This is a genomic window from Rhodococcus coprophilus NBRC 100603 (assembly GCF_001895045.1).
In the GTDB taxonomy this organism is placed as follows: Bacteria; Actinomycetota; Actinomycetes; order Mycobacteriales; family Mycobacteriaceae; genus Rhodococcus; species Rhodococcus coprophilus.
In genome coordinates this window covers 282,581-309,179 of record NZ_BDAM01000003.1, presented here as the reverse complement: position 1 = coordinate 309,179, position 26,599 = coordinate 282,581, and the positions used below count along the sequence as shown (strand labels likewise).

Genomic DNA, 26,599 nt, shown 5'->3' with positions numbered 1-26,599 from the left:
GCCTTCCGAAGTGCGCCGGTCCGCCGGCGCGTCGCGGGTCCCGAAACGGGACTCCTACCAGCCGCTGCGAGCCCAGTGGGATCCGGTGGCCGGTGACGACCGCTCGCGCGAACCCCGCAGGCCGCGTCCCGTCCGGGACGTGCGGAAGCAGAGCCGGCTCGGCAAGTTCGTCGCAACCTACGGCTGGCGCGCCTACGTGGTGCCCGTGCTGGTCGTCGTCACCGCCTTGGTGCTGTGGGACGCGGTCGGAAGCGTAGGTGGCGGAAGCGTAGGTGACGACGACGGCAGCGGCACCGTGGAGCAGAGTCCGCTGGGAGCCGATCGGATCGTTGCGGAAGCACCGCTCGCCGACGGCGAGTTTCCACCCGATCTCGCCTCCGGGGCGCTGCCCGAGGGCGGCCCGTTCACCGCGCGTGGTGCACAGCGGTGGAGGGTGCTGCCCGGAACGACCGAGCGCGTCGGGGCCGAGGCAGCGCGCACCCTCACCTACACGATCGAGGTCGAGGACGGCGTCGACACCGCAGGCTACGGCGGTGACGACGCGTTCGCCGTCATGGTCGACCGAACGCTGGCCGATCCGCGTAGCTGGATCGGCAACCCCGATTTCGGCTTCCGCCGTATCGACGTCGGCACACCCGACTTCCGCGTGTCCCTGACCTCCCAGATGACCATCCGGGAGGGATGCGGTTACCAGATCCGGCTCGAAGGCTCATGCTTCAACGCATCCCTCGGCCGGGTCCTGCTCAACGAGGCGCGCTGGGTCCGGGGAGCGGTCGCCTTCCAGGGCGACATCGGCTCCTACCGCCAGTACCTGATCAATCACGAGGTCGGGCACGCGCTCGGATTCGCTCAGCACGAGCGGTGCGCGGCGCCCGACGGGCTCGCGCCGATCATGATGCAACAGACCTTCGGGACCGCGAACGACGACATCGCCCGGCTCGATCCCGGCGGTGTCGTCCCGGCCGACGGGATGGGATGTCGCTTCAATCCGTGGCCGTACCCGCGAGCGTGACGCCACCGGTGTGACCGGTGGAACAATGGACACCGTCCGTACCGCCGCCCGAGGAGAATCCGTGACCGTATCGCCGCCCGCCGTCGAACCGAGTGCGCTTCCTCCCCTCGTTGCGCCGGCTGCCGACCTCGATCACGACGAGGTGGCCCGCTACAGCCGGCACCTGATCGTTCCGAACGTCGGTGTCACGGGGCAGAAGCGACTCAAGAACGCGAAGGTGCTGTGCATCGGTGCGGGCGGCCTCGGATCGCCGGTGCTGCTGTACCTGGCCGCCGCGGGCGTCGGCACCCTGGGCATCGTCGAGTTCGACGAGGTGGACATGTCGAATCTGCAGCGCCAGGTCGTCCACGGCCGGTCCGACGTGGGCAGGGCGAAGGGCGAAAGCGCCCGTGACAGCATCGAAGCGATCAACGAGCACGTCGACGTGCGACTGCACCCGGTTCGCCTCGACACGGACAACGCGGTGGAGCTTTTCGAGCAGTACGACCTGATCGTCGACGGCACCGACAACTTCGCGACCCGTTACCTCGTCAACGACGCGGCGGTGCTCGCGGGAAAACCGTACGTATGGGGATCGATCTTCCGCTTCGAGGGCCAGGTGTCGGTGTTCTGGGAGGACGCACCAGGCGGGCGGGGCCTGAACTACCGCGACCTGTATCCCGAAGCGCCGCCACCGGGCATGGTGCCGTCGTGCGCGGAGGGCGGGGTCCTGGGGGTCCTGCCCGGAACCGTGGGCACGATCATGGCGACCGAAGCGATCAAACTGATCACCGGGATCGGGGAGCCACTGCTGGGCCGGCTGATGATCTACGACGCCCTGGCGATGTCGTTCCGCACCGTGACGCTGCGCCGCGACCCCGGACGGGTACCGGTCACCGAACTCATCGACTACGACGTGTTCTGCGGGGTCGTGCCGGACGATGCGGCCGCGTCCGCAGACGCGACGATCACGCCGGGCGAGTTGCGCAGGATGCTCGACGAGGGCCGCGACATCGAACTCGTCGACGTACGGGAGCCGGTGGAGTGGGACATCGTCCGTATCGACGGTGCCCGGCTCGTACCCAAGGGCAGCATCCTGTCGGGGGAAGCGCTCGCCGAATTGCCGCAGAACCGGCCCATCGTCCTCTACTGCAAGACGGGTATCCGGTCCGCGGAAGCACTCGCGGTGCTCGCGCGTGCCGGCTTCTCCGACGCCACCCATCTTCGCGGTGGTGTGCTCGCCTGGGCGCAGCAGGTGGACCCGTCGCTGCCCGTCTACTGACCTGCGGGCGGACGATCCCGCGGCTGCGGTCGGGCGTGCGCCGGTCCGGTTGTAGCGGAGCTGTGATCGAAATCCAGCGGAGTGCCTCCCGGGGACCTGACCTGTACGCCGGTACCTTGATGGCGTGAGCTCACTCGAACCACCGCAGCACGTGTGCTCCACGTTCGGCCTCCGCGACGTCGAGCCGATCGCGCTCGGTGCCGACTGGGACGGTGGCTTCCGGTGTGGAGACGTGGTCCTGTCCAGGGTCGCCGACCACGCCCGCGCCGCGTGGTCCGCAAAGATCAGGGAGACCCTGAGCGTCGACGGGGTCCGCCTCGCCCGGCCCGTCCGCTCGACCGACGGGCGCTACGTGGTGTCGGGATGGCGCGCCGACACCTACATCGTCGGGACATCCGAGCCCCGGCACGACGAAGTGGTCTCGCTGTCGCTGAGGCTGCACGTCGCGACCGCGCAACTCGAGCGCCCCCGCTTCCTGATGCAGCCCCCCGTGGCGCCGTGGCAGGACGTCGACGTCTTCGTCGCTGCCGACCGCGCGGCGTGGGAGACCGTGCCGTTGCGTACCGCGCGCGCTGCGGGTGCTCCCGAGACCGTCACTCCCGACGGCCGCAAGAGCCTCGATCTCATCGGGCAACTCGCCACGTTCCGCAAACCGGTGCATCTGCCCGATCAGCTCGTGCACGGCGACCTCTTCGGGACCGTGTTGTTCGCGGGCCGGGCAGCGCCCGGACTGACCGACATCACCCCCTACTGGCGTCCCGCGTCCTGGGCCGCCGCCGTCACCGTCGTGGACGCGTTGTCGTGGGGCGGCGCCGACGACGCCCTGATCACCCGGTGGGAGGACCTTCCGGAGTGGCCGCAGATGCTGTTGCGGGCCGTGATCTTCCGGCTTGCGGTGCACGCGCTGCACCCGCGCTCCACCGAAGAAGCGTTTCCCGGGCTGGCACACACCGCCGACCTGGTCCGATTCCTGCTCTGAGCCCGGTTACATCCACCTCACACCGCCACCTCGCGCCGGGTGAGCATCTCTTGACGCGACGGTCACCGCGTGCAGCACCGTGGCAACACCGGTTGCCTACCTTGAGGTCATCACAGACCTGAGAAGGGTGGCCGGCATGGCGGATACGGTCCGAACCGAAACTCTCCGACAGAGATTCGCACGCAAGCACTACATCGACAGCTGGGACGCCGAGGATGTCGAGGCGTGGGAGAACGGCGGAAAGGACGTCGCCAAGCGCAACCTGATCTGGTCGGTGATCGCGGAACACGTCGGCTTCTCCGTATGGTCCGTGTGGTCGGTGATGGTGCTGTTCATGCCCACCGACGTCTACGGCATCGACGCCGCGGGCAAATTCTTCCTCGTGGCTGTCCCGACACTCGTCGGTGCCCTGCTGCGCATTCCGTACACGGTGGCCACGGCGCGATTCGGTGGCCGCAACTGGACGGTCTTCAGCGCTCTGGTCCTGCTGGTGCCGTTGCTGGGCGCGTTGTACCTGATGCTCAACCCCGGGCATTCGTACACGACGTTCATGCTGGTCGCCGCGTTGGCCGGCGTCGGTGGCGGCAACTTCGCCTCGTCGATGACCAACATTAACGCCTTCTACCCGCAGCGGCTCAAGGGATGGGCGCTCGGGCTCAACGCCGGTGGCGGCAACATCGGCGTACCGGCCATCCAGCTGGTCGGCCTGCTGGTCATCGCCACCCTCGGAAACACGGAACCGTGGATCGTCTGCGCGGCCTACCTGGTGTTCTGCGGTGTCGCCGCGCTCGGTGCCGCACTGTTCATGGACAACCTCGGTGACCAGAAAGCAGACCTGCGTGCGATGGGCCGGGCGCTGAAGTTCAGCGACGCGTGGGTCATCTCGTTCCTGTACATCGGCACGTTCGGATCGTTCATCGGGTTCAGCTTCGCATTCGGCCAGGTACTGCAGATCAACTTCCTCGCCAGTGGCGACACCGCGGCCCAGGCGTCGTTGCACGCCGCCCAGATCGCATTCATCGGACCGCTGCTCGGTTCGATCTCGCGTCCTCTCGGCGGCAAACTCGCCGATCGTATCGGCGGCGGCAAGATCACCATGTACACGTTCGTGGGTATGGCACTCGCCGCCGCGGTGCTGATCGTCGCGGGCACCCTCGACGACGCGAGTGCGGGCGCGGCGAGCGGTGGCGTCTTCACGGCCATGGTGCTCGGGTTCATCGCACTGTTCCTGCTGTCCGGTGTGGGCAACGGCTCGGTGTACAAGATGATCCCGTCGATCTTCGAAGCGAAGGCCCAGGGACTCCCGGGTGCCGATCGCGCAGCGAAGGCGGCATGGTCGCGCAGCATGTCGGGCGCCCTCATCGGGTTCGCGGGTGCCATCGGCGGGCTCGGCGGCGTGGGGATCAACCTGGTGTTCCGCGGTTCCTACGGCGGCGAGGCGCAGTCCGCGACCATGGCCTTCTGGGTGTTCGCGATCTTCTACCTCGTCTGCATCGCGGTGACCTGGTTCGTCTTCCTCCGTCGTCCGCAGCCCACCGTCACACCGGCGCCGTCCGCACCCGTGCCGGCACAGGCGACGCCGCTGTCCGACGCCGCGGTCTGACATTTTCACTGCACGAAACAGAGAGAGATTTCCCATGAGCCGCAAGAACGTCGTCGTCGTCGGACACGGAATGGTCGGGCACCGCTTTGTGGAGGCATTGCGTGCCCGCGACGAGCAGGACGCATGGAAGATCACGGTGCTCTGCGAGGAATCCGACCCCGCGTACGACCGGGTGGGATTGTCGTCCTACGTCGACACATGGGATCGCAAGGAACTTGCGCTTGCCGGAAACGACTATGCGGCAGACACTCTCGTCGATCTCCGGGTCTCGACCCGCGTCGTCTCCATCGACCGTGACGCGCGGGTCGTGACCATAGACTCCGGCGACACCCTGCCGTACGACGCGCTCGTTCTCGCCACCGGTTCGTACCCGTTCGTGCCGCCGATCCCGGGCAAGGACCTTCCGGGTTGCTTCGTGTACCGCACTCTCGACGATCTCGACGGCATCCGGGCGGCGGCAGAATCGGCTGCCGCCCGCGGCGAGTTGCCCGTCGGTGTCGTCGTCGGCGGCGGACTGCTCGGTCTGGAAGCCGCGAACGCGCTCCGCAGGCTCGGAATGGCCCCGCACGTCGTGGAGTTCGCGCCACGCCTGATGCCACTGCAGGTCGACGAGGGCGGCGGACGGGTACTCGAACGCCTCGTCACCGACCTCGGACTGACCGTGCACACCGGGGTCGGGACGGCCGGAATCACCGAGAGCGGTGCGGGTCTGGTCGTCGAGCTGTCCGACGGTTCGACGATCGACGCGTCGGTGCTGGTGTTCTCGGCAGGTGTCCGGCCGCAGGACGCTCTGGCCCGCGACGCCGGCCTCGATGTCGGCGCTCGCGGCGGTGTCCTCACCGACCTCGGGTGCCGCAGCACCACCGACGAGGCGATCTACGCGATCGGGGAGTGCGCAGCGATCGAGGGAACCTGCTACGGACTCGTCGCTCCCGGCTACAGCACCGCGGAGGTTGTCGCGGACCGATTACTTGGCGGCACAGCGGAATTCCCCGGAGCAGACCTGTCGACCAAGCTCAAGTTGCTCGGGGTGGACGTCGCGAGTTTCGGCGACGCGCACGGGGTCACGCCGGGTGCGCTCGAGGTGGTGTTGTCCGACTCGGCGAAGGGCACCTACGCGAAGCTGGTCGTGTCGGACGACGCGAAGACGCTGCTCGGCGGCATTCTTGTCGGCGACGCGTCGGCTTACGGGACCCTGCGACCGCTCGTCGGCCGCGAACTTCCCGGTGACCCAGCGGCACTGATCTCCCCGGCGGGTGAGAAGCCCGGTGCGGGAGCGCTTCCCGACGACGCCGAAGTGTGTTCGTGCAACGGCGTCACGAAGGGCGCGATCTGCGGGGCGATCGCGGACGGCGCCTGCGACATCGCGCAGGTCAAGGCATGCACCAATGCGGGTACGACCTGCGGCGGGTGCCTACCGACCGTCAAGCAGCTGCTCAGCAGTTCGGGTGTGCCGATGTCGAAGGCGCTGTGCGAGCACTTCGAGCAGTCGCGTGCCGAACTGTTCGAGATCGTGCGTGCCACCGAGATCCGTACGTTCTCGGCCCTGATCTCGCGTTACGGCACGGGCCGAGGTTGTGACATCTGCAAACCCGTCGTCGCGTCGATTCTCGCCTCCACCGATTCCGACCACGTTCTGCACCGTCTGCAGGCCGGCCTGCAGGACACCAACGACCACTTCCTCGCCAACATCCAGAAGAACGGCACGTACTCGGTGGTGCCGCGGATGCCGGGGGGTGAATGCACGCCCGAACAGCTCATCGTCATCGGCGAGGTCGCCCGGGACTTCGGGTTGTACGTGAAGATGACGGGCGGTCAGCGCATCGACATGTTCGGCGCCCGGGTCGAACAGCTTCCCCTGATCTGGAAGCGGCTCGTCGACGCCGGGATGGAATCCGGTCAGGCGTACGGCAAATCGCTGCGCACCGTGAAGAGCTGTGTCGGGTCGACCTGGTGCCGGTACGGCGTGCAGGACTCGGTGGGCATGGCGGTGGATCTCGAACTGCGATACCGCGGGCTGAGAGCGCCGCACAAGTTCAAGTTCGGTGTCTCCGGCTGTGCGCGCGAGTGCGCCGAAGCGCGGGGCAAGGACGTCGGCGTGATCCCCACCGAGAACGGCTGGAACCTGTACGTCTGCGGCAACGGCGGGCAGTCTCCGAAACACGCGCAGCTGCTGGCCGGTGGCCTCGACGACGAGACCCTGGTGCGCTACATCGACCGGTTCCTGATGTTCTACATCCGTACCGCCGACCGGTTGCAGCGCACAGCGCCGTGGCTCGACGCACTCGACGGTGGGCTCGAGCACCTGAAGGACGTCGTGTGCAACGACAGCCTCGGCATCGCCGACGAACTCGAAGCAGCGATGGCCAAGCATGTCGCCGGCTACAAGGACGAGTGGGCAGGGGTACTCGAGGATCCCGAGTTGCTCGCGCGGTTCGTCTCCTTCGTCAACGCGCCCGACCAGCCCGACCCGACCGTCCGATTCGACGACTCGGGGAAGCGGAAGGTGCCCGTTCTGGTCGGCATGCCGAAGATCGGCCGGGATACGCCTGCCTGACGTCCCTGCTTACGTGGAGGGAATCGGCGAGTAACGCACGCGAAACACCGTGGCCACAGAATGCCAGGACGGCAGTTTCAAGGAGGAACCATCCAATGACCGTCATCGAGTCGCATACCGCCGAGGGTTCGACGCGTGCCAGCGTGTTCGACGGACGCCTGGAGTGGACGTCGGCGTGTCCTCTCAGCCACCTGATCCCCGGCCGCGGAGTGGCCGTGCTGTTGCGCGGGGGCGAACAGGTCGCGGTGTTCCTGCTCGACGACGGCACCCTGCGCGCCGTCGGCAATTTCGATCCCTTCGGCCGCGCCGCAGTGATGTCGCGAGGCATCGTGGGAGACCGCGGGGGCGAACCCACCGTCGCCTCACCCCTTCTCAAGCAGGTGTTCTCGCTCGACGACGGCCGATGCCTCGACGACCCGTCGGTGCGGCTGCCGGTCTACGACGTGCGCGTGTGGGCGGGTGTCGTGCAGGTCCACAGCCACCTCACGGGCGCGCCCACCGACGGCGGTCCGGCGACCGACGCCGAGCTTTCGTGAGCCCGGACACCACGCCGCTGCGGGGTTTCACCGTCGGGGTGACGGCGGCGCGTCGCGCGGACGAGTTCGCCACGTTGCTCACGCGGCGTGGCGCGGAAGTGGTGCACGCACCGGCCATCCGGATCATCCCGCTGTCCGACGACACCGAACTCGAGCGGGTCACCCGCAGCATCGTCGCGAATCCACCGGACATCACCGTCGCGACGACCGCGATCGGATTCCGCGGGTGGATGGGCGCTGCCGACGGGTGGGGACTGTCCGACGAGCTGTCGCGCTCGCTCGCGGGAAGCCGCATCCTCGCTCGGGGCCCGAAGGTCACCGGCGCGATCCGCGCCGCCGAGCTGCGTGAGGAATGGTCTCCGGCATCGGAATCGTCGGCCGAAGTCCTCGAACATCTGCTGGCCGAGGGAGTCCGGGGCCGCAGGATCGCGGTGCAACTGCACGGTGAGCGCACCGAGTGGGAGCCCGGCACCGACGTGTGCGAGGCGTTGCGGGACGCGGGCGCCGACGTGGTCGCCGTGCCCGTCTACCGATGGACCCCGCCCGACGACCCCGCCGTCCTCGACCGCATGATCGAGCAGATCGCCGACTACGGCCTCGATGCGGTGAGTTTCACGAGCGCCCCCGCGGTGGCGTCGATGCTCATGCGCGCCAAGGAAACCGGAATGCTCGAGCTGATGCTGCGCGGGTTGCGCAGCGGCGTCACGGCGGTGTGCGTCGGGCCGGTCACGGCCGCGCCGTTCGCCGCTCTCGAAGTGCCGGTGACGATGCCGTCGCGTGCGCGCCTCGGGTCGCTGGCACGGCACCTCGCCGAGGAACTTCCCCGCCGTGCCGTTCGCATCGAAGCCGGCGGACACGTACTCGGAATGCGGGGGCGGTGCGTGATGGTCGACGACACCACCTGTTGCCTGGCCCCGGCGGGCATGGCGCTGATCCGTACGCTCGCCGCGCGGCCGGGACGCGTCGTCTCCCGCGAAGAACTCCTCGCTGCACTTCCCGGAGGCGGAGGAGACACCCATGCCGTCGAAACCGCCGTCGCGCGACTGCGTTCGGCGCTCGGCGCGCCGTCGATCGTGCAGACCGTGGTCAAACGCGGCTACCGCTTGGCGGTCGATCCGGAAGGACTCTGAACCATGCCCGACCCCGCTCTGCTGCTCGTTGCCCACGGCACCCGCAATCCGCGCGGAGTCGAGATGATCGCCCGGCTCGCCGACGCGGTCGCCGACCGGGTCGGCACCACCCGGGTGGCGTTCGTGGACGTGCTCGGTCCGTCACCTGCCGAGGCGCTGCGCGAGATCCGGGGTCCGGTGGTGCTGGTTCCGGCGTTCCTGGCCTCCGGGTACCACGTCCACAACGACGTACCACGTGAGGTCGCCGAGAGCGGACACCGCGCGGTCGCGGTCACCCGGGCGCTGGGGCCCGACCCCGCCCTCGCCGGTGTGCTCGTCCAGCGGTTGCGTGAAGCCGGGTGGCGCCCGGGAGACGCGATCGTGCTCGCTGCCGCAGGGTCGTCCGACCCGCGGGCCCGCCACGACGTGCAACGGGCGGCGCACCTGCTGTCGGTTCTGACGTTCACACCTGTGCGCATCGGTTACGTCGCGACCGGGGAACCCCGCGTGCCGCAGGTGGTCGCGGAGTCGCGGCAGCCGGGTGTGCGGGTGTTCGTCGCGTCGTACCTGCTGGCGGAGGGGCTGTTCCACTCGAGGTTGTCCGAGGCCGGTGCCGACGGGGTCGCGGCGCCGCTCGGCGTCACCGAGCCCGTCGTCGACCTGGTCGCCCGGCGGTACCGCGCGGCCGTGCCCACGCTGCGGGCCGGCGCCGGGGCGCAGCCGAACCCCTGACGAGGTCCGTTCGGCGCGTCACCGGGGGAGCGGCAGCAATTCCACGACCGCGCCGTCCGTCGCCCGCGGCGGCACCAGAGCAATCGCAGTACGTCCGATCAGCCCCGCGAGATGTGCGGTGCGTACGGCGTTGTCGCACAGCCACTGTCCGTCGGAGCGCTGGCGGGCGGGCAGGAGGCGGGTGCGATCACCCTCGACCTCCGACGCGTTCGCCAGTGTGCCGAGGAAGGGCAGCGGCGGGGTGCGACCGGTACGGCCGTCCACGACCGCCGGGAGCATGACGAGAAGCGTCGACAGCGCGGCAACCGGGTTGCCCGGAAGTCCCAGTACGGCGCGGCCGTCGGGCAGGACCGCGGCGACCTGCGAACCGCCGGGTTTACAGCGAACCCGCTCGACCACGACGTGCGCGCCGGCCCGGTCGAGCGCGCCGCGCAGCTGGTCGGCGGCGCCGCCACCGGTGGCGCCCACGACGACCAGCGCGTCCACGGTGGTCGTCTCGGCGAAGAGTGCGTCGAATCCGCCCGGGGTGTCGCGCAGATGGGTCTCGCCGACCGGCTCGGCACCACACCAGCGCACGAAACGGGGAAGAACCGGCCCCTGGGAATCCCGGGTCTGGCCCACCTGCAGCGGGCCGTGACGCAGGATCTCGTCGCCGCTCACCACCACATGCACCCGCAGCGGGCCGCGCACATCGATCTCCGCGACCTCGCCGCTCAGTGCAGCCGAGACGACGGCCGGACCCACGTGGTCGCCGCGGGCGGCCAGCACGAATCCGGGCTCCCAGTCCTCACCCCGGCGGCGGGTGTCGTCCCGCACCGGGCACTGCGGCAGGCGGCGGAGCGTGTGACCCTCGACCTCGACGAATTCGTCTCGGACCACTGCGGTTGCGCCGGCGGGAAGATGCGCACCAGTGGCGATCCGGGCGGCCTCACCGTCGAGCAGTGTCAACCCCGAACGATCACCCGCCCGCCGGACTTCGGGGCGCAGGGTCCACGGGCCGCGGCCGGCGACCGCGTAGCCGTCCATCGCCGATGACGGCACGGCTGGTAGCGCTTCGGCGGCGACGAGTGGCGCAGCCAGGGTGGTGCCCTCCGCCGCAGCGGCGGGAACACGCCGAACGGGCAACGGCAATAGAGCTTCTCGTATGAGGGTGCGTGCCTCGTCCGGGTCTGCGGCGATACGGCCGGAACCGTGGGCGACCCGCGCCCGGTGCAAGTCGGCGGGGGTGTCGCAGTCGGTGGTACCCGGAACGGGGACGGAGACGTACCGGTCGGGCAGCAGTGCCTTCATCGGCCGACCGGCCACATCGGTGCCGAAGCCGGCGATCCGTGCGGACAGTGCGGGGCCCCGCCAGGCCGCGAGCAGATACTGCATTCGGCCGTCGTCGTCCACCGCGAAGGCCGCGTCAGCGGCGGGATCGGTGTCGAGCGCCTCGAGCAATGTCGCCACGATGTCCGCGGTGACGAAAGGCAGATCTGCTGCGAGAGTCACCACGGCGTCCGACGCGGGGTCCGCCGCGGCGAGTGCCGCGACCGGGCCGGCGCCGGCAGGTGTTTCCTGCACCTGCACGATCGCCGGGTCGAGGTCGTTGCGCCAGGGGCCGACCACGGTGATCCGGGCGCATCCGGCGACGCATGCGAGGGCGGTGTCGAGGAGGCGCCGGCCGCCGACCGTCAAGGCGGGTTTGTCGACGCCTCCCATGCGGGTTGCGCGGCCGCCCGCCACGATCACTGCCTCGACGCCGGTCAGTGCACTCATGGCGTTCATGCTGCCCCATGACGCTGTGGCTTTCACGAGGGCCGCCCGACCTGCCGGTGTGTCGTCGGTAGCTCGCGGGCATCAATTCTTGGGCATGGAGCTCAACCGGGCGAGGAGGGGCGCCGCTTCGATCAGGGTGCGAGCCTCGCCGGGGGTCAAGGAGTCGAGCAGGTCGCGTACGCCTCTGGTCCACATCGCGTCGATCAGTCCGTTGTTGTGCCGCGCCAGTCCGGTCTGGTGGATCCGGTGCGAGCGACGATCGTTCGGATCGGCGCGCCGCTCGAGCAGTCCGCGATCGACCAGGCGGCTCACGGTGGTGCTGACGTTGCTGTTCTGCAGGTCGAGTGCCCGTGCGAGTTCCGAGACCGAGCTTCCCGGTTGCTCCGCCACTGCTCGCAGGACCTCGATCTCGGAGTTGGGCATCGCAGACAGGCCGGCTTCCCGCTCGCCGAATCTGCGGAGCGCCCAGACCAGGGACCGCGCCGTCCGCGCGAGGCTCTCGACGTCACTTTCGCTTACGGCCTGCGGTTCGCCCATGCTACGATTTTAGCTCAACAATCTATATATAGATTTAAATATAAATCTGTAACGAAAGGTGAGCATGCCCGCGCAACACCCCGTCACCACCGAGGGACGGGAACCACCCGGCCACAACGAGACCGACGCAGACACCGGCAAGCCCTTCCCGGGCAGATTGATCGCGGTGCTCGCGCTTCTCGCAGCGGTCGCGCCCCTGGCAATCGACATGTACCTGCCCGCCTTGCCCGAGATGGCGAAGGAATTCGGTACAAGCGCGACGGCGATCCAGCTGACGCTCACGACCTTCCTGCTCGGTATGGCCATCGGCCAGCTCGTGTTCGGGCCGTTGTCCGACCGGTTCGGCCGCCGCCCGCTTCTGCTTGTCGGCACATTGGCCTGCGCGGTGTTCAGCGCCGCGAGTGCCCTGGCCCCGACCATCGAACTGCTCGCGGGCGCTCGATTCGTTCAGGGCTTCGCCGGTGCGGCCGGCATCGTGCTCGGCCGCGCGGTCATCTCCGATCGCGCGACGGGCGTCGCGGCAGCGAAACTGTTCGGCCTGCTCGTGGTCATCAACGCGGTGGCTCCCATCGTCGCACCGCTCGTCGGTGGCGTGATCGTGACCAATCTCGGCTGGCGCGCCGTGTACTGGGCGCTCGCCGGAATGTCGGTCCTCATGTTCCTGGCTGTGCTGTTCCTTGTCTCCGAAACACACCCTGTCGAACGTCGCACCCAGGGCGGTGCCTCCGCGATGCTGCGCGACGCGCGTGAGGTTCTGCGCAACCGCCGGTACGTCGGCTACACCCTCACGTACGCGTTCGCCTTCGGCGTGATGTTCGCGTACATCTCCGCGTCGCCGTTCGTGCTGCAGGATCTCCACGGCATCTCCACCGGCTGGTACACGGTGGCCTTCACCGCCAATGCGCTCGGTCTCGTGGTCGGCAGCGTCGCGAACGACAACATCGTGCGACGTATCGGCTCGGGACGGACACTGCGGATCGGACTGACCGTCCTTGCCTCGATGTCGGTGCTGATGCTCGTGAACAGCCTTGCCGGACCGGCGATGTGGGTGACGCTGATTCTGCTGTGGTGCACCATGAGCAGCCTCGGTCTCATCATCGCGAACGCCACCACTCTGGCTCTCGGTGAGGCCCGGCGTGCGGCGGGCACCGGTTCGGCGCTGCTCGGCGCTCTGCAGTTCCTGCTCGCGGCAGCGATTGCTCCGCTCGTCGGCATCGGGGGAGAGGAGACCGCCGTCCCCATGGCGGTGGCGATGGTCGTCAGCAGTGTCATCGCCCTCGGCGCGTTGGCGTCGACCAAGCCGGTACGCGCCTGACGCCCTTCCGGTTCAGTCCTCGTCGCCGGGTGGGTCCGGATGTCCGGGCCCACCCGGCGACGGGCGTTCGTGGGGCTGCGCGAACCGGTGGCGGGCGCGCGCCAGGTCGACGCGATCCCCGTGCAGGGGTGTGCCTTCGAGAGCCAGCCGGGCCAGTTGCCGGTGGGCGAGGTGGGTCGCCGGTCGGCCCGACGCGGGTACGACGCGATGCCACGGGAGGTCGGCCGTATCGGTGCGCATGATCCACCCGACCGTGCGCGGGCTGGAAAGGGCTGCGGCATCGGCGATGTCGCCGTAGGTGGCGACGCGCCCCGCCGGGATGGCGGCGACGAGCGCGCGCACGGTCTCGATCTGCTCGTCGGTGGTCGCGGCCATCTACAGCACCCGGGCGATGAGTTCGGCGGCGTCCGCGGGACGAGCCTGGTCGATCATGTGGTCGCAGTCGATCTCGACCTCGGTCAGGTTCGACCCGAGCCGGTGGGCGAGTGCGGCGCGGAATTCGGGAGAGGTGTACCCGGGCTGCACCTTCCCGGCCCGCGCGAACACGGTGGGGACATGCGCCGGTGGCAGCACATGGTCCCGGGCCAGTTCGCTCCACGACGTCACGATCGCGGGCATACACACCCGCCAGGCGACGCGACCGGAGTCCGCCGGTACCAGGTGCTCGCCGACTTCCGCATCGAGCAGTTCCGGCGCCACCTCAGCCCAGTCCGCATGGACCTTCTCGGCGCGCGCTTCGGCCTCGTCGGTGTAATCCGGGTAACGGGCCGTGGAGTCGGCGACTTCGAGCATCTGCTCCGGAGGCAGGGCGATGGCGGGGTCGAGCAGGACGATCGAGCGGACCCGTTCGGGGGCGGTGGCGGCGAGGTGCAGTGCGAGTGCGCCCCCGAACGAATGGCCCACGACGGTGACCGGGCCCGACGCGTGCGCGTCGAGCACGTCGAGCAGGTCGGCGACGTGCCGCTCGAAGGTCCATGGCGGTGTCCAGGGCGATCGGCCGTGACCACGCAGATCGGGTGCGATGAACCGGGCCTCCGGCAGATGACGGTTCGCCAGATTCCGCCACCGGAGACCGTGACCGGTGAGCCCGTGCAGCGCGAGGATCTGCGGCCCGTCGGAGGGGCCGAACACGTGGGTGTGGAGATTCTCGGAAGCGCTCACTCCGCCCACTATGGCACCCGGGTCAGCGGTAGTAGACGGCCAGTCGGCCGTTGGGCCCGTCGACGCACGTCACCGGGGTGTCGAACACGCGCGTGAGCGTGTCGTCGACGAGGATCTCCTCCGGAGTCCCGAACTCGACCACGCGGCCGTCCTTCACAGCGCAGATGCGGTCGGCGTAATGGGCGGCGAAGTTGATGTCGTGCAGGACGATGACCACCGTCCGTCCGAGTTCGTCGGCGGCCCTGCGCAGGTGCTGCATCATCAGCACCGAATGCCGCATGTCGAGGTTGTTGAGCGGCTCGTCGAGAAGGACGTAGTCGGTCTCCTGGCACAACACCATCGCGACATAGGCGCGCTGGCGCTGCCCACCGGAAAGCTGATCCAGGTAACGGTTTTCGAGCGGCCCGAGGTCGAAGAACTCGATGGCGCGGCTGATGATCTCCTGATCGTGCCGGGTGATGCGGCCCTTCGAATGGGGGAACCTGCCGAAACCGACGAGTTGACGCACCGTCAGCCGGGTGACGAAGTGGTTCTCCTGTCGAAGGATGGAGACGATCTTCGCAAGGTCCTTCGAGGGGGTGCGCGCGATGTCGTATCCCGCGATCTCGATGGTGCCCGAATCCGCGCCGAGCAGGCGGCCGATGATCGTCAGCAGCGTCGACTTACCGGCACCGTTGGGGCCGACCAGTGCGGTGATACCTCCGGCTGGGATCTGCAGGTCGACGGGGCCGATCGACACCTCGTCGCTGTAATCCTTACGGACACCTTTGAGTTCGATCACAGTCTGCCCTTTCGGAGGAGGACGTAGAGGAACACCGAACCGCCGACGGCCTCGATGATGATGGACACGGCGCCCTCGGCGTAGAAGACGTTCTTGAGAACGAAATAGGCGCCGGTGAGGACGACGAATCCGGTGAGTACGGCCACCGGGAACACGTACCGGTGGTCGTATGTGTTGGCCAGCTGGTAGGCGAGGGTGGCCACCAGGAAGCCCAGGAAGGTCATGGGGCCGATGAGGGCGGTGGAGACCGCCATCAGGACCGACACCAGGAACAGCACGATCATGATCTCGCGGCGGTGATTCAGGCCGAGGCTGGTCGTGATGTCGCGCCCCAGCGCCACCAGGTTGAGCTTGCGCGCACGCCACCACAGTGCGGCGGCCGCAGCCACGCACAGCGGGATGGCGACGGGGAGGTAGGACACGTCCGCGTTGGAGACCGACCCGAACAACCTGGCGGTGAGAATGTCGAACTCGCTCGGCGTGAGGAGACGCTGCATGAAGGTCGATACCGAGCCGAGACCACCGCCCAGGATGATGCCTACGAGCAGCATCACCTGCAGGTTGCCGTACTTGCCCGACAGCAACCACCCGTAGAGCACGAGCGAGAAGAAGACCATCAGGGCGATCTGCAGGAGGAACTGCGGAGTTCCGCGGAGGGCAGCGACTCCCACTGCGCCGAGGAAGTACACCGCCGCGGTGGAGATCGCGACGTAGAGCGCCTCGAAACCCATGATCGACGGCGTGATGATCCGGTTGTTCGTCGCGGTCTGGAACGCGACGGTGGCGGTGGCCTGGCAGACCACGACGATCGCGATGACGACCAGGCTGGTCGCGCGCATCTCGGTGATCCGCCAGAAACCGGAAGTCCCGAAGGGCATCGGGTTGTTCCACATCAGCGTTCCCGCCGCGAAGAGGACCGCGAGAACCGCCAGTGCGCCGAGCAGGATCCAGTAGCGGCGGCGAGCCTTCGTATCGGGAAAGGACTCGCAGGCAGGCGGTTCCGCGGGGGAGGGCGCTTCGATCGCCGAAGTCGTGAGGGGGGAGACGGTGTCAGGCATGGCGGCGGCTCCGCAGCAGGAGGGCGATGAACACGACGGCGCCCACCACGCCGAGGATGAGGGAGACCGGTACCTCGAACGGCGCGATGATCGTCCGTCCGATGAGGTCGCACACCGTCACGATCGCGATACCCAGCAAGCACACCCAGGGCAGGTTGCTGCGCAGGTCGTCGCCTCGGAACATCGAGACGATGTTCGGGACGATGAGGCCGATGAACGGCAGATTCCCCACCACGACGGTGACCACACCGGTGGCAATGGCGATCAGGCCCGTGCCCAGGAAGATGAGCCGGGTGTAGTTCAGGCCGACGTTGGTCGCCACGTCTTCGCCGAGCCCGGCCACGGTGAACCGGTCGGCGACCAGGAACACCGCGACCGCAACGGCCGCGACGATCCACAGCACCTCGTACTGTCCCCGCAGGACCGAGGTGAAACTGCCGGCGAACCAGACACCGAGGCTCTGCAGCATGTCGGTGGCCAGGGCGAGGTACGTCGTGATCGAGCCGACGACCGCGCCGAGCATGATGCCCACGATCGGCACGATCAGCGAGGACGACAGCGACACCCGGCGCAGGAACAGGAAGAAGATCATCGTGCCGATGAACGCGGCGACCACGGCCCCGATCATGCGGGGCACCAGACCCGACGCGGGCGCGACGATCATCATCACGATGAGCCCGAGCCCCGCCCATTCGGTGGTGCCCGCGGTGGTGGGTTCCACGAACCGGTTCTGCGTGAGCAACTGCATCACCAGGCCCGACATCGCCATTGCCGCGCCCGCCAGGACGAGCGCGATGGTGCGGGGGATACGGGTGATCTCGAACATCTCCCACCCGTTGTCGCCGCCGAAGATGTCGTAGACGCCGGTGAACAGGGACATGGTCAGCAGTGCGCAGACTCCGAGGATTCCGAGCAGAAGCTTCCAGTCGAACAGTTTCCCCTTCGCAGGAGGGGAAACCTCTGCTGGAGGGGAAGCAGTCGGTGCGCTCATGTGGGTACTGCCGTCTCTCGTGAAGCTTTCGATGGCTGTGCCCCGCGGGACGAACCCGCGGGGCTACAGGGTGAAGCGGGTCAGGACTTCTGCTGCTCGAGCAGGTCGGCGAGCGAGTTGAAGAACTCCGTGTACGTCTGGATGCTCTCGTTGGTGTAGGTGTCGGTCGGCAGGAAGATCACCTTGCCGTCCTTCACCGCGCCGACGGACTTCAGTGCTTCGGCGTCCTGGATGATGTTCGCCGCGGGGACGAATCCCTCGCCGCCGCCGTTGGCGGTTCCGGCGTCGCGGTCCATCACGATGATCAGGTCGGGGTTCGACGCCGCGATGGCCTCGACGGAGATGTCGTCACCCTGGTGGTTGTCGGAGCTCTCGGGTACCTCGAGCGACGGGGTGAAACCGAAGATGTCGAACATGGGGCCGATCGTGCGGCCGTTGCTCGGGGCCACGTAACCGATCTCGCCACCGGAGGTGATCAGGCCCATCACCGACGTATCGGGGGAGTATGCAGCCTTCACGCGCGCGATCGAGGCGTCGAACGCGTCGTTGAGTTCCTGCGCTTCGGCCTGCTTGCCGAAGATCTCACCGAGAGCCGTGGTGCCGCGCTTGAGTTCGGCTTCGAACGGCTGGTCGTCGCGCGGGGTGACCTCGACAATCGAGGCGCCGGGCGCGAGGCGCGAGAAGTCCGCGCGGAACTCTGCGAACCGGCCGCCGTTGATGATGAGGTCGGGCTCGGCCGCGACAACCGCTTCGAGGTTCGGCTCGCGGTGCGTACCGAGGTCGATGATGCTGTCGTCCTGCTTGTAGCCGATCGTGTTCGGCATCAGGCTCACAGAAGCGGCCGACAGGTCCACGCCCCAGGAGTCGAGGGTCTCGAAGAAGGTGTTGTCGGTGGCCACCACGGACTTCGGCGGGGTTGTCACGGTCTGCTCGCCGAAGTTGTCCTCGATCGCGACCGTCTGAGCTGCCGCAGTGGTGTCTGCGTCGTCGGTCGTGGAAGTGGAGCACCCGGCCAGGGCGATGACGGCCAGGGCGCCGATTGCGGCGCGCCGGTAGTTTCGGATGGCGTTCATAGCTGTGATCCTCGTTCTGCTTCGACGGGTCGGCGGCGTGGTGCCGCAGCCGAGCAGAGCTTAACCTAGCCTTACCTTCACTTTGCCTTCGGTGCCGGTCAGTGGAACTGCTCGGGCCAGAGCAGGCCGGCACGGCGAACTGTCGGACCTCTCTGATGGGATGCCGGTATGCCCGACTCCGACCTCCGCGTGCCCGACCGGCCGCGCCGCCCGGCCGCGCGACTGGTCCGGCGACCGGCTGTCGCGCCCGCCGTGAGGACGTGGCCCGAGGATGTGCGCGCGGTCTTCGCCGACGCACCGCCCGCCCCGCGGTGGCGTCCGTGGCAGGTGCTCGGCGGACCGGGTACCGGAAAGACGTCGCTGCTGGTCGACCTCGTGGTCCACCGCATCGCCTCCGGCGCCGACCCCGAATCGGTTCTCGTGCTCACCCACTCCCGGCGAGCCGCAACGGCGCTGCGTGAGGCGGTGACCGCAGGGTTGCTCGGTGCCGGAGCGCGCGCCACTCGCGAACCACTCGTCCGTACCGTCCATTCGTACGCGTTCGCGGTCCTGCGCTTGCAGGCGACGGCGCACGGCAACCCGCCGCCGCGACTGATCACCGGCGCCGAACAGGATGCCGTCCTGCGCGAACTGCTCCGCGGCGACATCGACGACGGTGCCGGCATGTGGCCCGAAAGACTCCGTCCCGCGCTCGGCATGACCGGCTTCGCCGTCGAACTGCGCGACCTGATGCTGCGCGCCAACGAGCGTGGACTCGGTCCCGAAGACCTCGTCGCGCTCGGCGAACGGCGCGACCGTCCCGAATGGGTCGCCGCCGGCCTGTTCGCGCAGCGATACGAGCACGTCATGCTCCTGCGCGGGGCGGTCGGGCTGGAGGCACCCGAGGCCACCGCGCCCGCCCTCGACGCGGCCGAACTGGTCGGCGCTGCCCTGGCGGCCTTCGCGACGGACCCCGAACTGCTTGCGTCCGAACGCACGCGGATCCGTCATCTGCTCGTCGACGACGCGCAGCACCTCGATCCGCAGGCCGCACAGCTGGTCCGGGTCATCGGCGCCGGCACACGCACGAGCACCGTTGCGGGAGACCCGGACCAGAGCGTGTTCGGCTTCCGGGGCGCCGATCCAACCTTCCTCGAACGACTGGCCGAGGACGACCCGGCCCGTCGCATCGTCCTGGGCACCAATCACCGAGCGGCACCCGAGGTGGCAGCGGTGACCGACCGCGTCGCGCGCAGACTGCCCGGACTTCCCCCGCACCGCGGCGCCGTACCCGCGGCCGGAGACGAGCCCGGCAGTGTGCGGGTGGCCGTGCAGCCGTCCCAGGCGAAGGAAGCCGCGCTCGTCGCCGACACCCTGCGCCGGGCCCACCTCGTCGACGGTGTGCCGTGGTCCCGCATGGCCATCGTCGTCCGCTCGGTGCCGCGCGTCCTCGCACCCCTGCGGCGCGCGCTGCTCGCCGCCGGAGTCCCGATGACCACCGCGGCTTCCGAACTCCCGCTCGCGCGGCAGCACAGCGTGGCGGGGCTGCTGCTGGTGCTGCGGGCCGTATCCGGTCGCCGGTTCGGCGGCGAAGAAGCGCTCGCACTCTTGTCGGGTCCGGTCGGCGGGGCCGAGCCGGTCGCGCTGCGCCGCCTGCGACGCGGTCTCCGGCGCGTCGAACTGGCATCCGGACGCGACCGCGACTCGGCAGAACTGCTGCGTCTGCTGCTCACCGACGGTGACGACGATGACGAGACGGCGCACCTCGTGCGCGGCCTGACCGACGTGGAATCAGCCCCGCTGAGAAAGGTTCTCGGCGTCCTGCGAAAGGCCCGCTCCGCGGCGTTGCGCGGCGGAGGCCTCGAAGACGTGCTGTGGGAGGCCTGGCAGGCCACGGGCCTCGAACGACGCTGGGCCGCAGCATCGGCCCGCGGCGGCCCGGTCGGCGCTCAGGCCGACCGCGACCTCGACGCGGTCGTCGCGCTCTTCGACGCCGCGGCCGACTACGTCGACCGTCTTCCCCGCGCGCACATCGCCGGATTCGTGGACTATCTCACCGAGCAGGAGATCCCCGGCACGGTGCGTACGCGACTGGTCGCCGAAACCGAAGCGGTCACGGTGGTCAGCGCCCATTCGGCGGCAGGGCGCGAATGGGATGTCGTCGTGGTCGCCGGGGTGCAGGAAGGACTGTGGCCGAGCCTGCGGGCGCGCGGCACATTGCTCGGCATCGAATCGCTCCTCGACGCGGTGTCGGGCGCCGACGGCGGTGAGGAAGCGTCGGTGCGATTGTCGCGAACGGCGCCGTTGCTCGCCGACGAGCGACGCCTGTTCCTGGTCGCCTGCTCTCGCGCGCGCAAGCGCCTGCTGGTCACCGCGGTCGACTCGGTGAGCGGTGACACCGAACTCGTGCGGTCGCGGTTCGTCGACGAACTGCTCGCCGGTGATACTTCCGGCGACGAGGTGCCCGATCCCGAGGAGATCCCCGAGGCCACCCACATCCGGGTTCTCGCGTTGCCCGCGCTCGTCGCCGAATTGCGCAGCGTGGTGTGCGATCCGCTGGTCGCCGAACACGAGCCGGAGCGGCAGCTCAGAGCGGCCGAGCAGTTGTCCCGGCTCGCCCGCGCCGGTGTGCGCGGTGCGCACCCCGACGACTGGTACGGAATCTCCGATCCGAGTACCTCTGCGCCGCTGTGGGATCCCGAAGACGATGCGGTCCGGATGTCCCCCTCCACCGTCGAACAGCTCGCGACCTGCCCCCTGCGCTGGATGTTCGAACGGCACGGGGGCGCCGACGGCGAGAACAGCCAGGCCGTCACCGGCACGCTCGTCCACACGCTCGTGCAGGCACTGGCCGGACGCATTCCACCCGAGCGCATCGACCAGGCACTCGAGAAGGCCTGGGATGGAGTCGATCTGGGTTCGGATTGGTTTGCGCGACGTGAGCTCGAACGCACCCGCCGCATGCTCGACACGTTCTCGACCTGGCTCCAGGGCACCCGCGGCGACCTCACGGAGATCGGCGTCGAGGTCAGTGTGGACGGCATCCTCGAACCGCTGTCCGACGACAAGCCGCGCGTGCGGTTGAAAGGCCGCATCGACCGGCTCGAGCGCGACCCGGACGGGCGACCCGTCGTAGTGGACGTCAAGACCGCGAAGAATCCCGTCTCGAAGGACGCCGCGCGCGACCACGCGCAACTCGCCGCTTATCAGGTGGCAGCGGCCGCCGGAGCCATCGAAGGTCTGCCGGCAACGCCTCCCGGCGGGGCCCGCCTGGTATTCGTGGCCAAACCCCACAACAAGGAGGGCGCGGCCCAACGGCTGCAACCACCGCTCGACGAGGACGGTCTCGCGCATTGGCGAGAGGTGATCCATGAGGCGGCCGCGGCGACACAGGGACCGCAGTTCCTCGCACGCGTCAACGACGGGTGCCGGCACTGCCCGGTGCTGTCGAGTTGCCCCGCGCACGACGAAGGAAGACAGGTGACCGACGGATGACCCCGCCCAGGGTGAGCGCGGCCCGGCTGGCCGAGGCGCTCGGACAGCATCCGCCGACTGCCGAGCAGGCGGCCGTCATCGAGGCCCCGATGGGCCCCGCGCTGGTCGTGGCGGGTGCCGGAGCGGGCAAGACGGAGACGATGGCGGCACGGGTGGTGTGGCTGGTCGCCAACGGTCTCGTCGAGCCGGAACAGGTGCTCGGTCTGACCTTCACCCGCAAAGCAGCCCAGCAGCTCACCGCCCGCATCCGTACCCGGCTCGCCAAGCTCGCGGGGTCGGCACTCGTCCGGGATCTGGATCCGGAAGGAGGCCTCCGCGCACGGATCCTCTCGGGCGAACCCGAGGTGGGGACGTACCACGCGTACGCCGGACGGTTGCTCGCCGAGCACGGGCTGCTGCTGCCCATCGAGCCCACTGCCGCGCTCCTGTCCGAGACCGAACTGTGGCAGGTCGCCCACCGGGTCGTGAGCGCATGGGACGGCGAACTCGACACCGATCGCAACCCCGCGTCGGTCACGGAGGCAGTCCTCGCCCTGTCCGGTCAGCTCGCCGAACACCTCGTCGAACCCGAAGATCTGCGCGAGGCCCACACCGAGCTCGACAAGCTGATCCTCTCGCTCCCGGCAGGTCCGGGCCAGCGCGGCGGGCCGTCGAAGACCCTCCTCGGATATCTCGAGACCCAGGAGGAGCGGCTGCAGTTGCTTCCGCTCGTCCAGCGGCTCGCCGACACGCTGCGCCGCGAAGGTGCCCTCGATTTCGGGAGCCAGATGTCGCTTGCGGCGCGAGTGGCCCGCGACCATCACGAGGTGGGCGCCGGCGAACGCGAGCGTTTCCGCGTCGTGCTGCTCGACGAATACCAGGACACCGGCCATGCGCAACGGGTCCTGCTCGCAGCACTCTTCGGCGGCGCACAGGACCCGGGTCTCGCCGTGACGGCGGTGGGCGACCCCATGCAGTCGATCTACGGCTGGCGTGGAGCCTCGGCCGCGAACCTGCCGCGTTTCGTCGCGGACTTCCCGCTCCTGGGCGGACGCCCCGCGCCGACACTCGAACTGCTGACGAGCTGGCGCAATCCGCCCGAGGCGCTCGACTTGGCGAATCACTCCTCCGAACCGCTGCGCGATCGCGGAGTGGCCGTCAGCCGTCTGCGTCCCCGGCCCGATGCCGTCGCCGGCGACGTGCGCTTGGCGCTGCACACCGACGTCGAAGCCGAACGCAACTGGGTGGCCGACCGCATCGCAGCGGAATATGCGGCAGCGCACGAGGCCGGCACCCCGCCGCCGAGTGCGGCGGTACTGGTACGACGCAACGCCGACGCCGCCCCGATCGCCGAAGCGCTGCGGGCGCGGGGCCTGCCGGTGGAGGTCGTCGGTATCGGCGGTCTGCTGCACACTCCCGAGGTCGCCGACCTGCTCGCCATGCTGAGGCTCGCCGCGGACCCGTCGGCCGGCAGCGCCGCGGTGCGGGTGCTGACCGGTGCGCGGTGGCAGATCGGCGCGGCCGACCTGAAGGCACTGTGGCGCCGCGCGCAGAAACTCGCCATTGCGGGCCGATACGGCGTGGCCGGGGTCGTCACCGATCCGGAGGCGCTCGACGAGGCACTCGATTCGGCGTTGCCCGGCGAGTACGCCGACCAGGCGGGGCTGGCAGACGCGATCTCCGACCCGGGTGATCCCGATCAGTACTCGGAGTTCGGGTTCGCGCGCATCACCGCGCTGGCCCGCGAACTCGCGTCGCTTCGGGAGCGTCTCGGCCAGCCCCTCACCGAACTCGTCGCCGAAGTCGAACGTGTCCTCGGAATCGGTATCGAGGCGGAAGCTCGCGTCGGAGGGCGCGGGGGAGTTGCCGGTCGCGAACATCTCGACGCGTTCGCCGACGTCGTCGCGTCGTACGCGGCGCGCACCCACGCGACCCTCGCTGGACTGCTGGGCTATCTCGCGGCCGCGGAGGAGATCGAGAAGGGACTCGCGCCCGGCGAGGTGGAGGTGGATCCCGAAAGGGTCCAGGTACTCACGGTCCATTCGGCGAAGGGCCTCGAATGGCAGGTCGTGGCGGTACCGCACGTCACCGCGGGAATCTTCCCGTCCTCGTCCGCCGCCGCAACCTGGCTGGGGTCGGTGACCGAACTGCCTCCACAGCTCCGTGGCGACCGCGCACTGCCCAGCGACGACCCGGGTTCGAGCACCGACGGAGTGCCGGTGCTCGAACTCGACGACATCTTCGACCGCAAGATGCTCGAGAACGCGATCGACCGGCACAAGGATGCCCTCAAGGCCCGCAAGCTCGACGAGGATCGCCGGTTGTTCTACGTCGCGCTCACCCGTACGGAACGGGCGCTCTTCGTGTCCGGTCACCATTGGGGCGACACCGGGTCCGAACCGCGCGGCCCCTCCGACTTCTTGCAGGAACTGCACGAATTGGTCACCGCACGAACGGCTCTGGGATGTATAGAGACGTGGGAGCCTGCGCCGGAGCCGGGCGAGCACAATCCCATGACGGAGTCGCCGCGAAGCGCCATGTGGCCGCGAGACCCACTCGGTTCGCGTCGCGCCGACGTCGAGCGGGGTGCGGCGCTCGTTCTCGCCGCCCTCGACGCCGGTGAACCCGAGCCGCCGCGGAGCATCGACGACGACCCGGACGAGTGGGCCGCCGACGTCGACGCGTTGCTCGCCGAACGGGAACAACGCTTCGAGAAGGCCGCCGAAGTGATGCTCCCGGCACAACTGTCGGTCAGTCAGCTCGTCGACCTGGCGAGCGATCCGCAGGGGCTGGCCGCACGCCTGCGTCGTCCGTTGCCGTTCCGTCCGAACCCGTTGGCACGCAGGGGAACCGCCTTCCATGCGTGGCTCGAGCGCCGATTCGGTGCGACCCGTCTGCTCGATCTCGACGAGCTTCCCGGTGCGGACGACGAGGGCGGGGACGAATCCCACTTCGACCGGCTACAGGAGGCCTTCCTGCGCTCGCCGTGGGCTGCACGCAACCCGGTCGAGGTGGAGGTTCCCTTCGAGACGTCCCTCGCCGGCACGGTGATCCGAGGCCGGATCGACGCGGTGTTCGAGGATCCCGACGGTGGATGGACGGTGATCGACTGGAAGACCGGCGCGGAACCGGACGCGGACAAACTGGCGTCGGTCGGGCTGCAGCTCGCGGCGTATCGCCTGGCGTGGGCGCAGCTCATGGCTGCCCGCACCACGCGGATCACCGGACGACCGGCCGAACTCCCGCTCGACAAGGTGCGTGCGGCGTTCCATTACGTCCGGACCGGCCGCACCGTCGCGCCCGAGGATCTGCCCGGCGCTCGCGCGCTCGAGCAATTGGTGCGCGGCGCCGGAAGCCGCTCCGTCGACGAGCAGGAGGTCCTGCCGTCGGGTGACTGAACGCCGAACCGCCGGTGCCGGACGCCGGTAGCATCGTGGGCACCTTCCACCGAAGGAGCGCGCGATGTCGACGTTCGTGCTGTTGCCCGGCGCTGGTTCGAACTCGTGGTACTGGCAGCGAGTGGTGCCGCTGCTCGAGGACCGGGGCCACGACGTCGTCGCCGTCGACCTTCCGTACGCCGACGAGAACGCAGACCAGGACGACTACGCCGATCTGGTCGTGGCGGGACTGGGCGATGTGCGCAGGCCGCTGGTCGTGGTCGGGCAGTCGATGTCGGCGTTCACGGCGGTTCGGGTCGCGCAGCGGTGCGCTGTCGACGAACTCGTCCTGGTCGCGCCGATGATTCCGGCACCCGGTGAGTCGCCGGCGCAGTGGTGGGGCAATGTCGGGCACGAGGAGGCTCAGCGAGCCGAGGCGGTCGCCGACGGCCGGGACCCGGACGCGCCGCTCGACATGCGGGAGTTGTTCTTCCACGACGTACCCGAGGACCTCACCGAGGAGGCGCTCACCCAGGAGGAGATCGCATTGTCGGACGCCGCGTTCGAACCGTCCTGGGACGCCGAACGCTGGCCCGACGTGCCGGTCCGTGTCGTCGCGGGAAGCCGGGACCGGTTGTTTCCGCTGCCGTTCCTCACCGAACTCTCCCGGGCGCGGGTCGGCACGGAGCCTCTGGTCGTGGACTCGGGACATCTTGTGGCACTTGCGCGCCCGGCCGAACTCGCCGGAATCCTGCTCGATCCGGCGGCGCACCCGCCCGGATCGTCCTAGCGGCGGGGCGCGCCCGGTGCGAGGCGGCGAACCTTCAGTGCCTCGGTGACCAGCGGGATCTGCAGGGGCAGACGTGCCAGCGCGGCGGCCTTCGCAGCAGGCGGGATCCGGTTGCTGCGCAGCCATGCGACGGCCATCTGAGCGTTGGCGGGAAACACCGCGAGGAACAAGGCCGCGGCCGCCGCCCCACCGATCCTGCGGGTACGAGGAACCGTGAGTGCGACACCGACCACGATCTCCGCGACCCCCGACGCGTAGGTGTATGTGCGCGCGTCACCGGGAAGTCCTCGGGGAACGATGCCGTCGAACGGTTCCGGGCGGACGAAATGCATCGTGCCTGCGCCGAGCAGCAACGCCGCGAGTCGCAGGGCCGGTCGCCGGGACGGCTGGGTTGTGGACATGGGCGCCACAGTAGCGGCCTGCGCGTAGGCTGCGATCCGGAACGATGGCCGTCCGGGCATCGATACGGTGGAGTGAGGTCCCCCGCCGGGGACCGAGACGAGGTGGAGTAAGCAC

21 protein-coding genes are annotated in these 26,599 nt (G+C 69.1%); 12 read left to right on the top strand and 9 right to left on the bottom strand.

All coding sequences use genetic code 11. From position 1 onward, the window contains the following. The first annotated feature begins 10 nt into the window (after nucleotides 1–10). The 8 genes from RDCOP1_RS07260 to RDCOP1_RS07225 all read left to right on the top strand — a co-directional run bounded on the left by RDCOP1_RS07260 (nucleotide 11) and on the right by RDCOP1_RS07225 (nucleotide 9,789). The gene (locus tag RDCOP1_RS07260; protein WP_231922913.1) at nucleotides 11–1,012 is read left to right on the top strand and encodes a DUF3152 domain-containing protein; all 1,002 of its coding nucleotides are present in this window, start codon (nucleotides 11–13) and stop codon (nucleotides 1,010–1,012) included. Nucleotides 1,013–1,073: 61 nt separating this feature from the next. Beyond that, nucleotides 1,074–2,273, top strand: coding sequence for an adenylyltransferase/sulfurtransferase MoeZ (gene moeZ / locus RDCOP1_RS07255; protein ID WP_072699670.1), 1,200 nt, complete (start codon nucleotides 1,074–1,076; stop codon nucleotides 2,271–2,273). A 124-nt stretch (nucleotides 2,274–2,397) separates the two neighbouring features. After that, nucleotides 2,398–3,252: a TIGR02569 family protein gene (locus RDCOP1_RS07250; RefSeq protein WP_072699415.1), complete on the top strand. Its 855-nt coding sequence runs from the start codon at nucleotides 2,398–2,400 to the stop codon at nucleotides 3,250–3,252. 136 nt (nucleotides 3,253–3,388) lie between these two features. Continuing rightward, nucleotides 3,389–4,855, top strand: coding sequence for an MFS transporter (locus tag RDCOP1_RS07245; RefSeq protein WP_072699669.1), 1,467 nt, complete (start codon nucleotides 3,389–3,391; stop codon nucleotides 4,853–4,855). A gap of 34 nt (nucleotides 4,856–4,889) precedes the next feature. Next, nucleotides 4,890–7,412 carry a nitrite reductase large subunit NirB gene (gene nirB / locus RDCOP1_RS07240; RefSeq protein ID WP_072699414.1) on the top strand — a complete coding sequence of 841 codons (2,523 nt, stop codon included), beginning with the start codon at nucleotides 4,890–4,892 and terminating at the stop codon, nucleotides 7,410–7,412. Between the two features lie 95 nt (nucleotides 7,413–7,507). Beyond that, a complete protein-coding gene (gene nirD / locus RDCOP1_RS07235) occupies nucleotides 7,508–7,948 on the top strand; it encodes a nitrite reductase small subunit NirD (protein ID WP_072699413.1) in 441 nt (146 codons plus the stop codon). After that, a complete protein-coding gene (locus RDCOP1_RS07230; RefSeq protein WP_072699412.1) occupies nucleotides 7,945–9,078 on the top strand; it encodes a uroporphyrinogen-III synthase in 1,134 nt (377 codons plus the stop codon). The genes nirD and RDCOP1_RS07230 overlap by 4 nt, the downstream gene beginning before the upstream one ends. A gap of 3 nt (nucleotides 9,079–9,081) precedes the next feature. After that, complete coding sequence (locus RDCOP1_RS07225; RefSeq protein ID WP_072699411.1) at nucleotides 9,082–9,789, top strand: sirohydrochlorin chelatase; 708 nt, start codon at nucleotides 9,082–9,084, stop codon at nucleotides 9,787–9,789. 18 nt (nucleotides 9,790–9,807) lie between these two features. Here RDCOP1_RS07225 and RDCOP1_RS07220 read toward each other — a convergent pair whose 3' ends face one another. Both RDCOP1_RS07220 and RDCOP1_RS07215 read right to left on the bottom strand, forming a co-directional pair. Beyond that, nucleotides 9,808–11,547 (bottom strand): NTP transferase domain-containing protein, encoded by a 1,740-nt coding sequence (locus RDCOP1_RS07220; protein ID WP_072699668.1) that lies wholly within the window; start codon nucleotides 11,545–11,547, stop codon nucleotides 9,808–9,810. A gap of 81 nt (nucleotides 11,548–11,628) precedes the next feature. Further along, nucleotides 11,629–12,084, bottom strand: a complete 456-nt coding sequence (locus tag RDCOP1_RS07215) for a MarR family winged helix-turn-helix transcriptional regulator (RefSeq protein WP_084722486.1) — start codon at nucleotides 12,082–12,084, stop codon at nucleotides 11,629–11,631. Between the two features lie 64 nt (nucleotides 12,085–12,148). On the opposite strand from RDCOP1_RS07215, the gene RDCOP1_RS07210 reads away from it, so the two are divergent. Continuing rightward, nucleotides 12,149–13,399 (top strand): multidrug effflux MFS transporter, encoded by a 1,251-nt coding sequence (locus tag RDCOP1_RS07210; protein WP_174555777.1) that lies wholly within the window; start codon nucleotides 12,149–12,151, stop codon nucleotides 13,397–13,399. A gap of 12 nt (nucleotides 13,400–13,411) precedes the next feature. On the opposite strand, the gene RDCOP1_RS07205 is transcribed toward RDCOP1_RS07210, so the two are convergent. From RDCOP1_RS07205 to RDCOP1_RS07180, 6 genes are all read right to left on the bottom strand, one after another. After that, entirely contained in the window at nucleotides 13,412–13,774 is a 363-nt protein-coding gene (locus RDCOP1_RS07205) for an MGMT family protein (RefSeq protein ID WP_072699410.1), read from the bottom strand. Further along, nucleotides 13,775–14,569: an alpha/beta fold hydrolase gene (locus RDCOP1_RS07200; protein ID WP_072699409.1), complete on the bottom strand. Its 795-nt coding sequence runs from the start codon at nucleotides 14,567–14,569 to the stop codon at nucleotides 13,775–13,777. It abuts the gene before it with no gap. Nucleotides 14,570–14,582: 13 nt separating this feature from the next. Next, nucleotides 14,583–15,341 (bottom strand): iron ABC transporter ATP-binding protein, encoded by a 759-nt coding sequence (locus tag RDCOP1_RS07195; RefSeq protein ID WP_072699408.1) that lies wholly within the window; start codon nucleotides 15,339–15,341, stop codon nucleotides 14,583–14,585. After that, nucleotides 15,338–16,399, bottom strand: coding sequence for an iron chelate uptake ABC transporter family permease subunit (locus RDCOP1_RS07190; RefSeq protein ID WP_084722484.1), 1,062 nt, complete (start codon nucleotides 16,397–16,399; stop codon nucleotides 15,338–15,340). Before RDCOP1_RS07190 ends, RDCOP1_RS07195 begins: the two co-directional genes overlap by 4 nt. Next, nucleotides 16,392–17,390, bottom strand: coding sequence for an ABC transporter permease (locus RDCOP1_RS07185; protein WP_072699407.1), 999 nt, complete (start codon nucleotides 17,388–17,390; stop codon nucleotides 16,392–16,394). Before RDCOP1_RS07185 ends, RDCOP1_RS07190 begins: the two co-directional genes overlap by 8 nt. An 80-nt stretch (nucleotides 17,391–17,470) precedes the next feature. After that, nucleotides 17,471–18,463 (bottom strand): siderophore ABC transporter substrate-binding protein, encoded by a 993-nt coding sequence (locus RDCOP1_RS07180; RefSeq protein WP_072699406.1) that lies wholly within the window; start codon nucleotides 18,461–18,463, stop codon nucleotides 17,471–17,473. Nucleotides 18,464–18,631: 168 nt separating this feature from the next. Here RDCOP1_RS07180 and RDCOP1_RS07175 point away from each other — a divergent pair, with 168 nt between their 5' ends. From RDCOP1_RS07175 to RDCOP1_RS07165, 3 genes are all read left to right on the top strand, one after another. Further along, a complete protein-coding gene (locus RDCOP1_RS07175; RefSeq protein WP_072699405.1) occupies nucleotides 18,632–21,937 on the top strand; it encodes an ATP-dependent helicase in 3,306 nt (1,101 codons plus the stop codon). After that, nucleotides 21,934–25,314 (top strand): ATP-dependent helicase, encoded by a 3,381-nt coding sequence (locus tag RDCOP1_RS07170; RefSeq protein WP_072699404.1) that lies wholly within the window; start codon nucleotides 21,934–21,936, stop codon nucleotides 25,312–25,314. Before RDCOP1_RS07175 ends, RDCOP1_RS07170 begins: the two co-directional genes overlap by 4 nt. A 64-nt stretch (nucleotides 25,315–25,378) precedes the next feature. Continuing rightward, nucleotides 25,379–26,083 carry an alpha/beta fold hydrolase gene (locus RDCOP1_RS07165; protein WP_072699403.1) on the top strand — a complete coding sequence of 235 codons (705 nt, stop codon included), beginning with the start codon at nucleotides 25,379–25,381 and terminating at the stop codon, nucleotides 26,081–26,083. On the opposite strand, the gene RDCOP1_RS07160 is transcribed toward RDCOP1_RS07165, so the two are convergent. Next, nucleotides 26,080–26,484 carry a DoxX family protein gene (locus RDCOP1_RS07160; RefSeq protein WP_072699402.1) on the bottom strand — a complete coding sequence of 135 codons (405 nt, stop codon included), beginning with the start codon at nucleotides 26,482–26,484 and terminating at the stop codon, nucleotides 26,080–26,082. The two genes, RDCOP1_RS07165 and RDCOP1_RS07160, sit on opposite strands and share 4 nt — an antisense overlap. Nucleotides 26,485–26,599 lie beyond the last annotated feature (115 nt).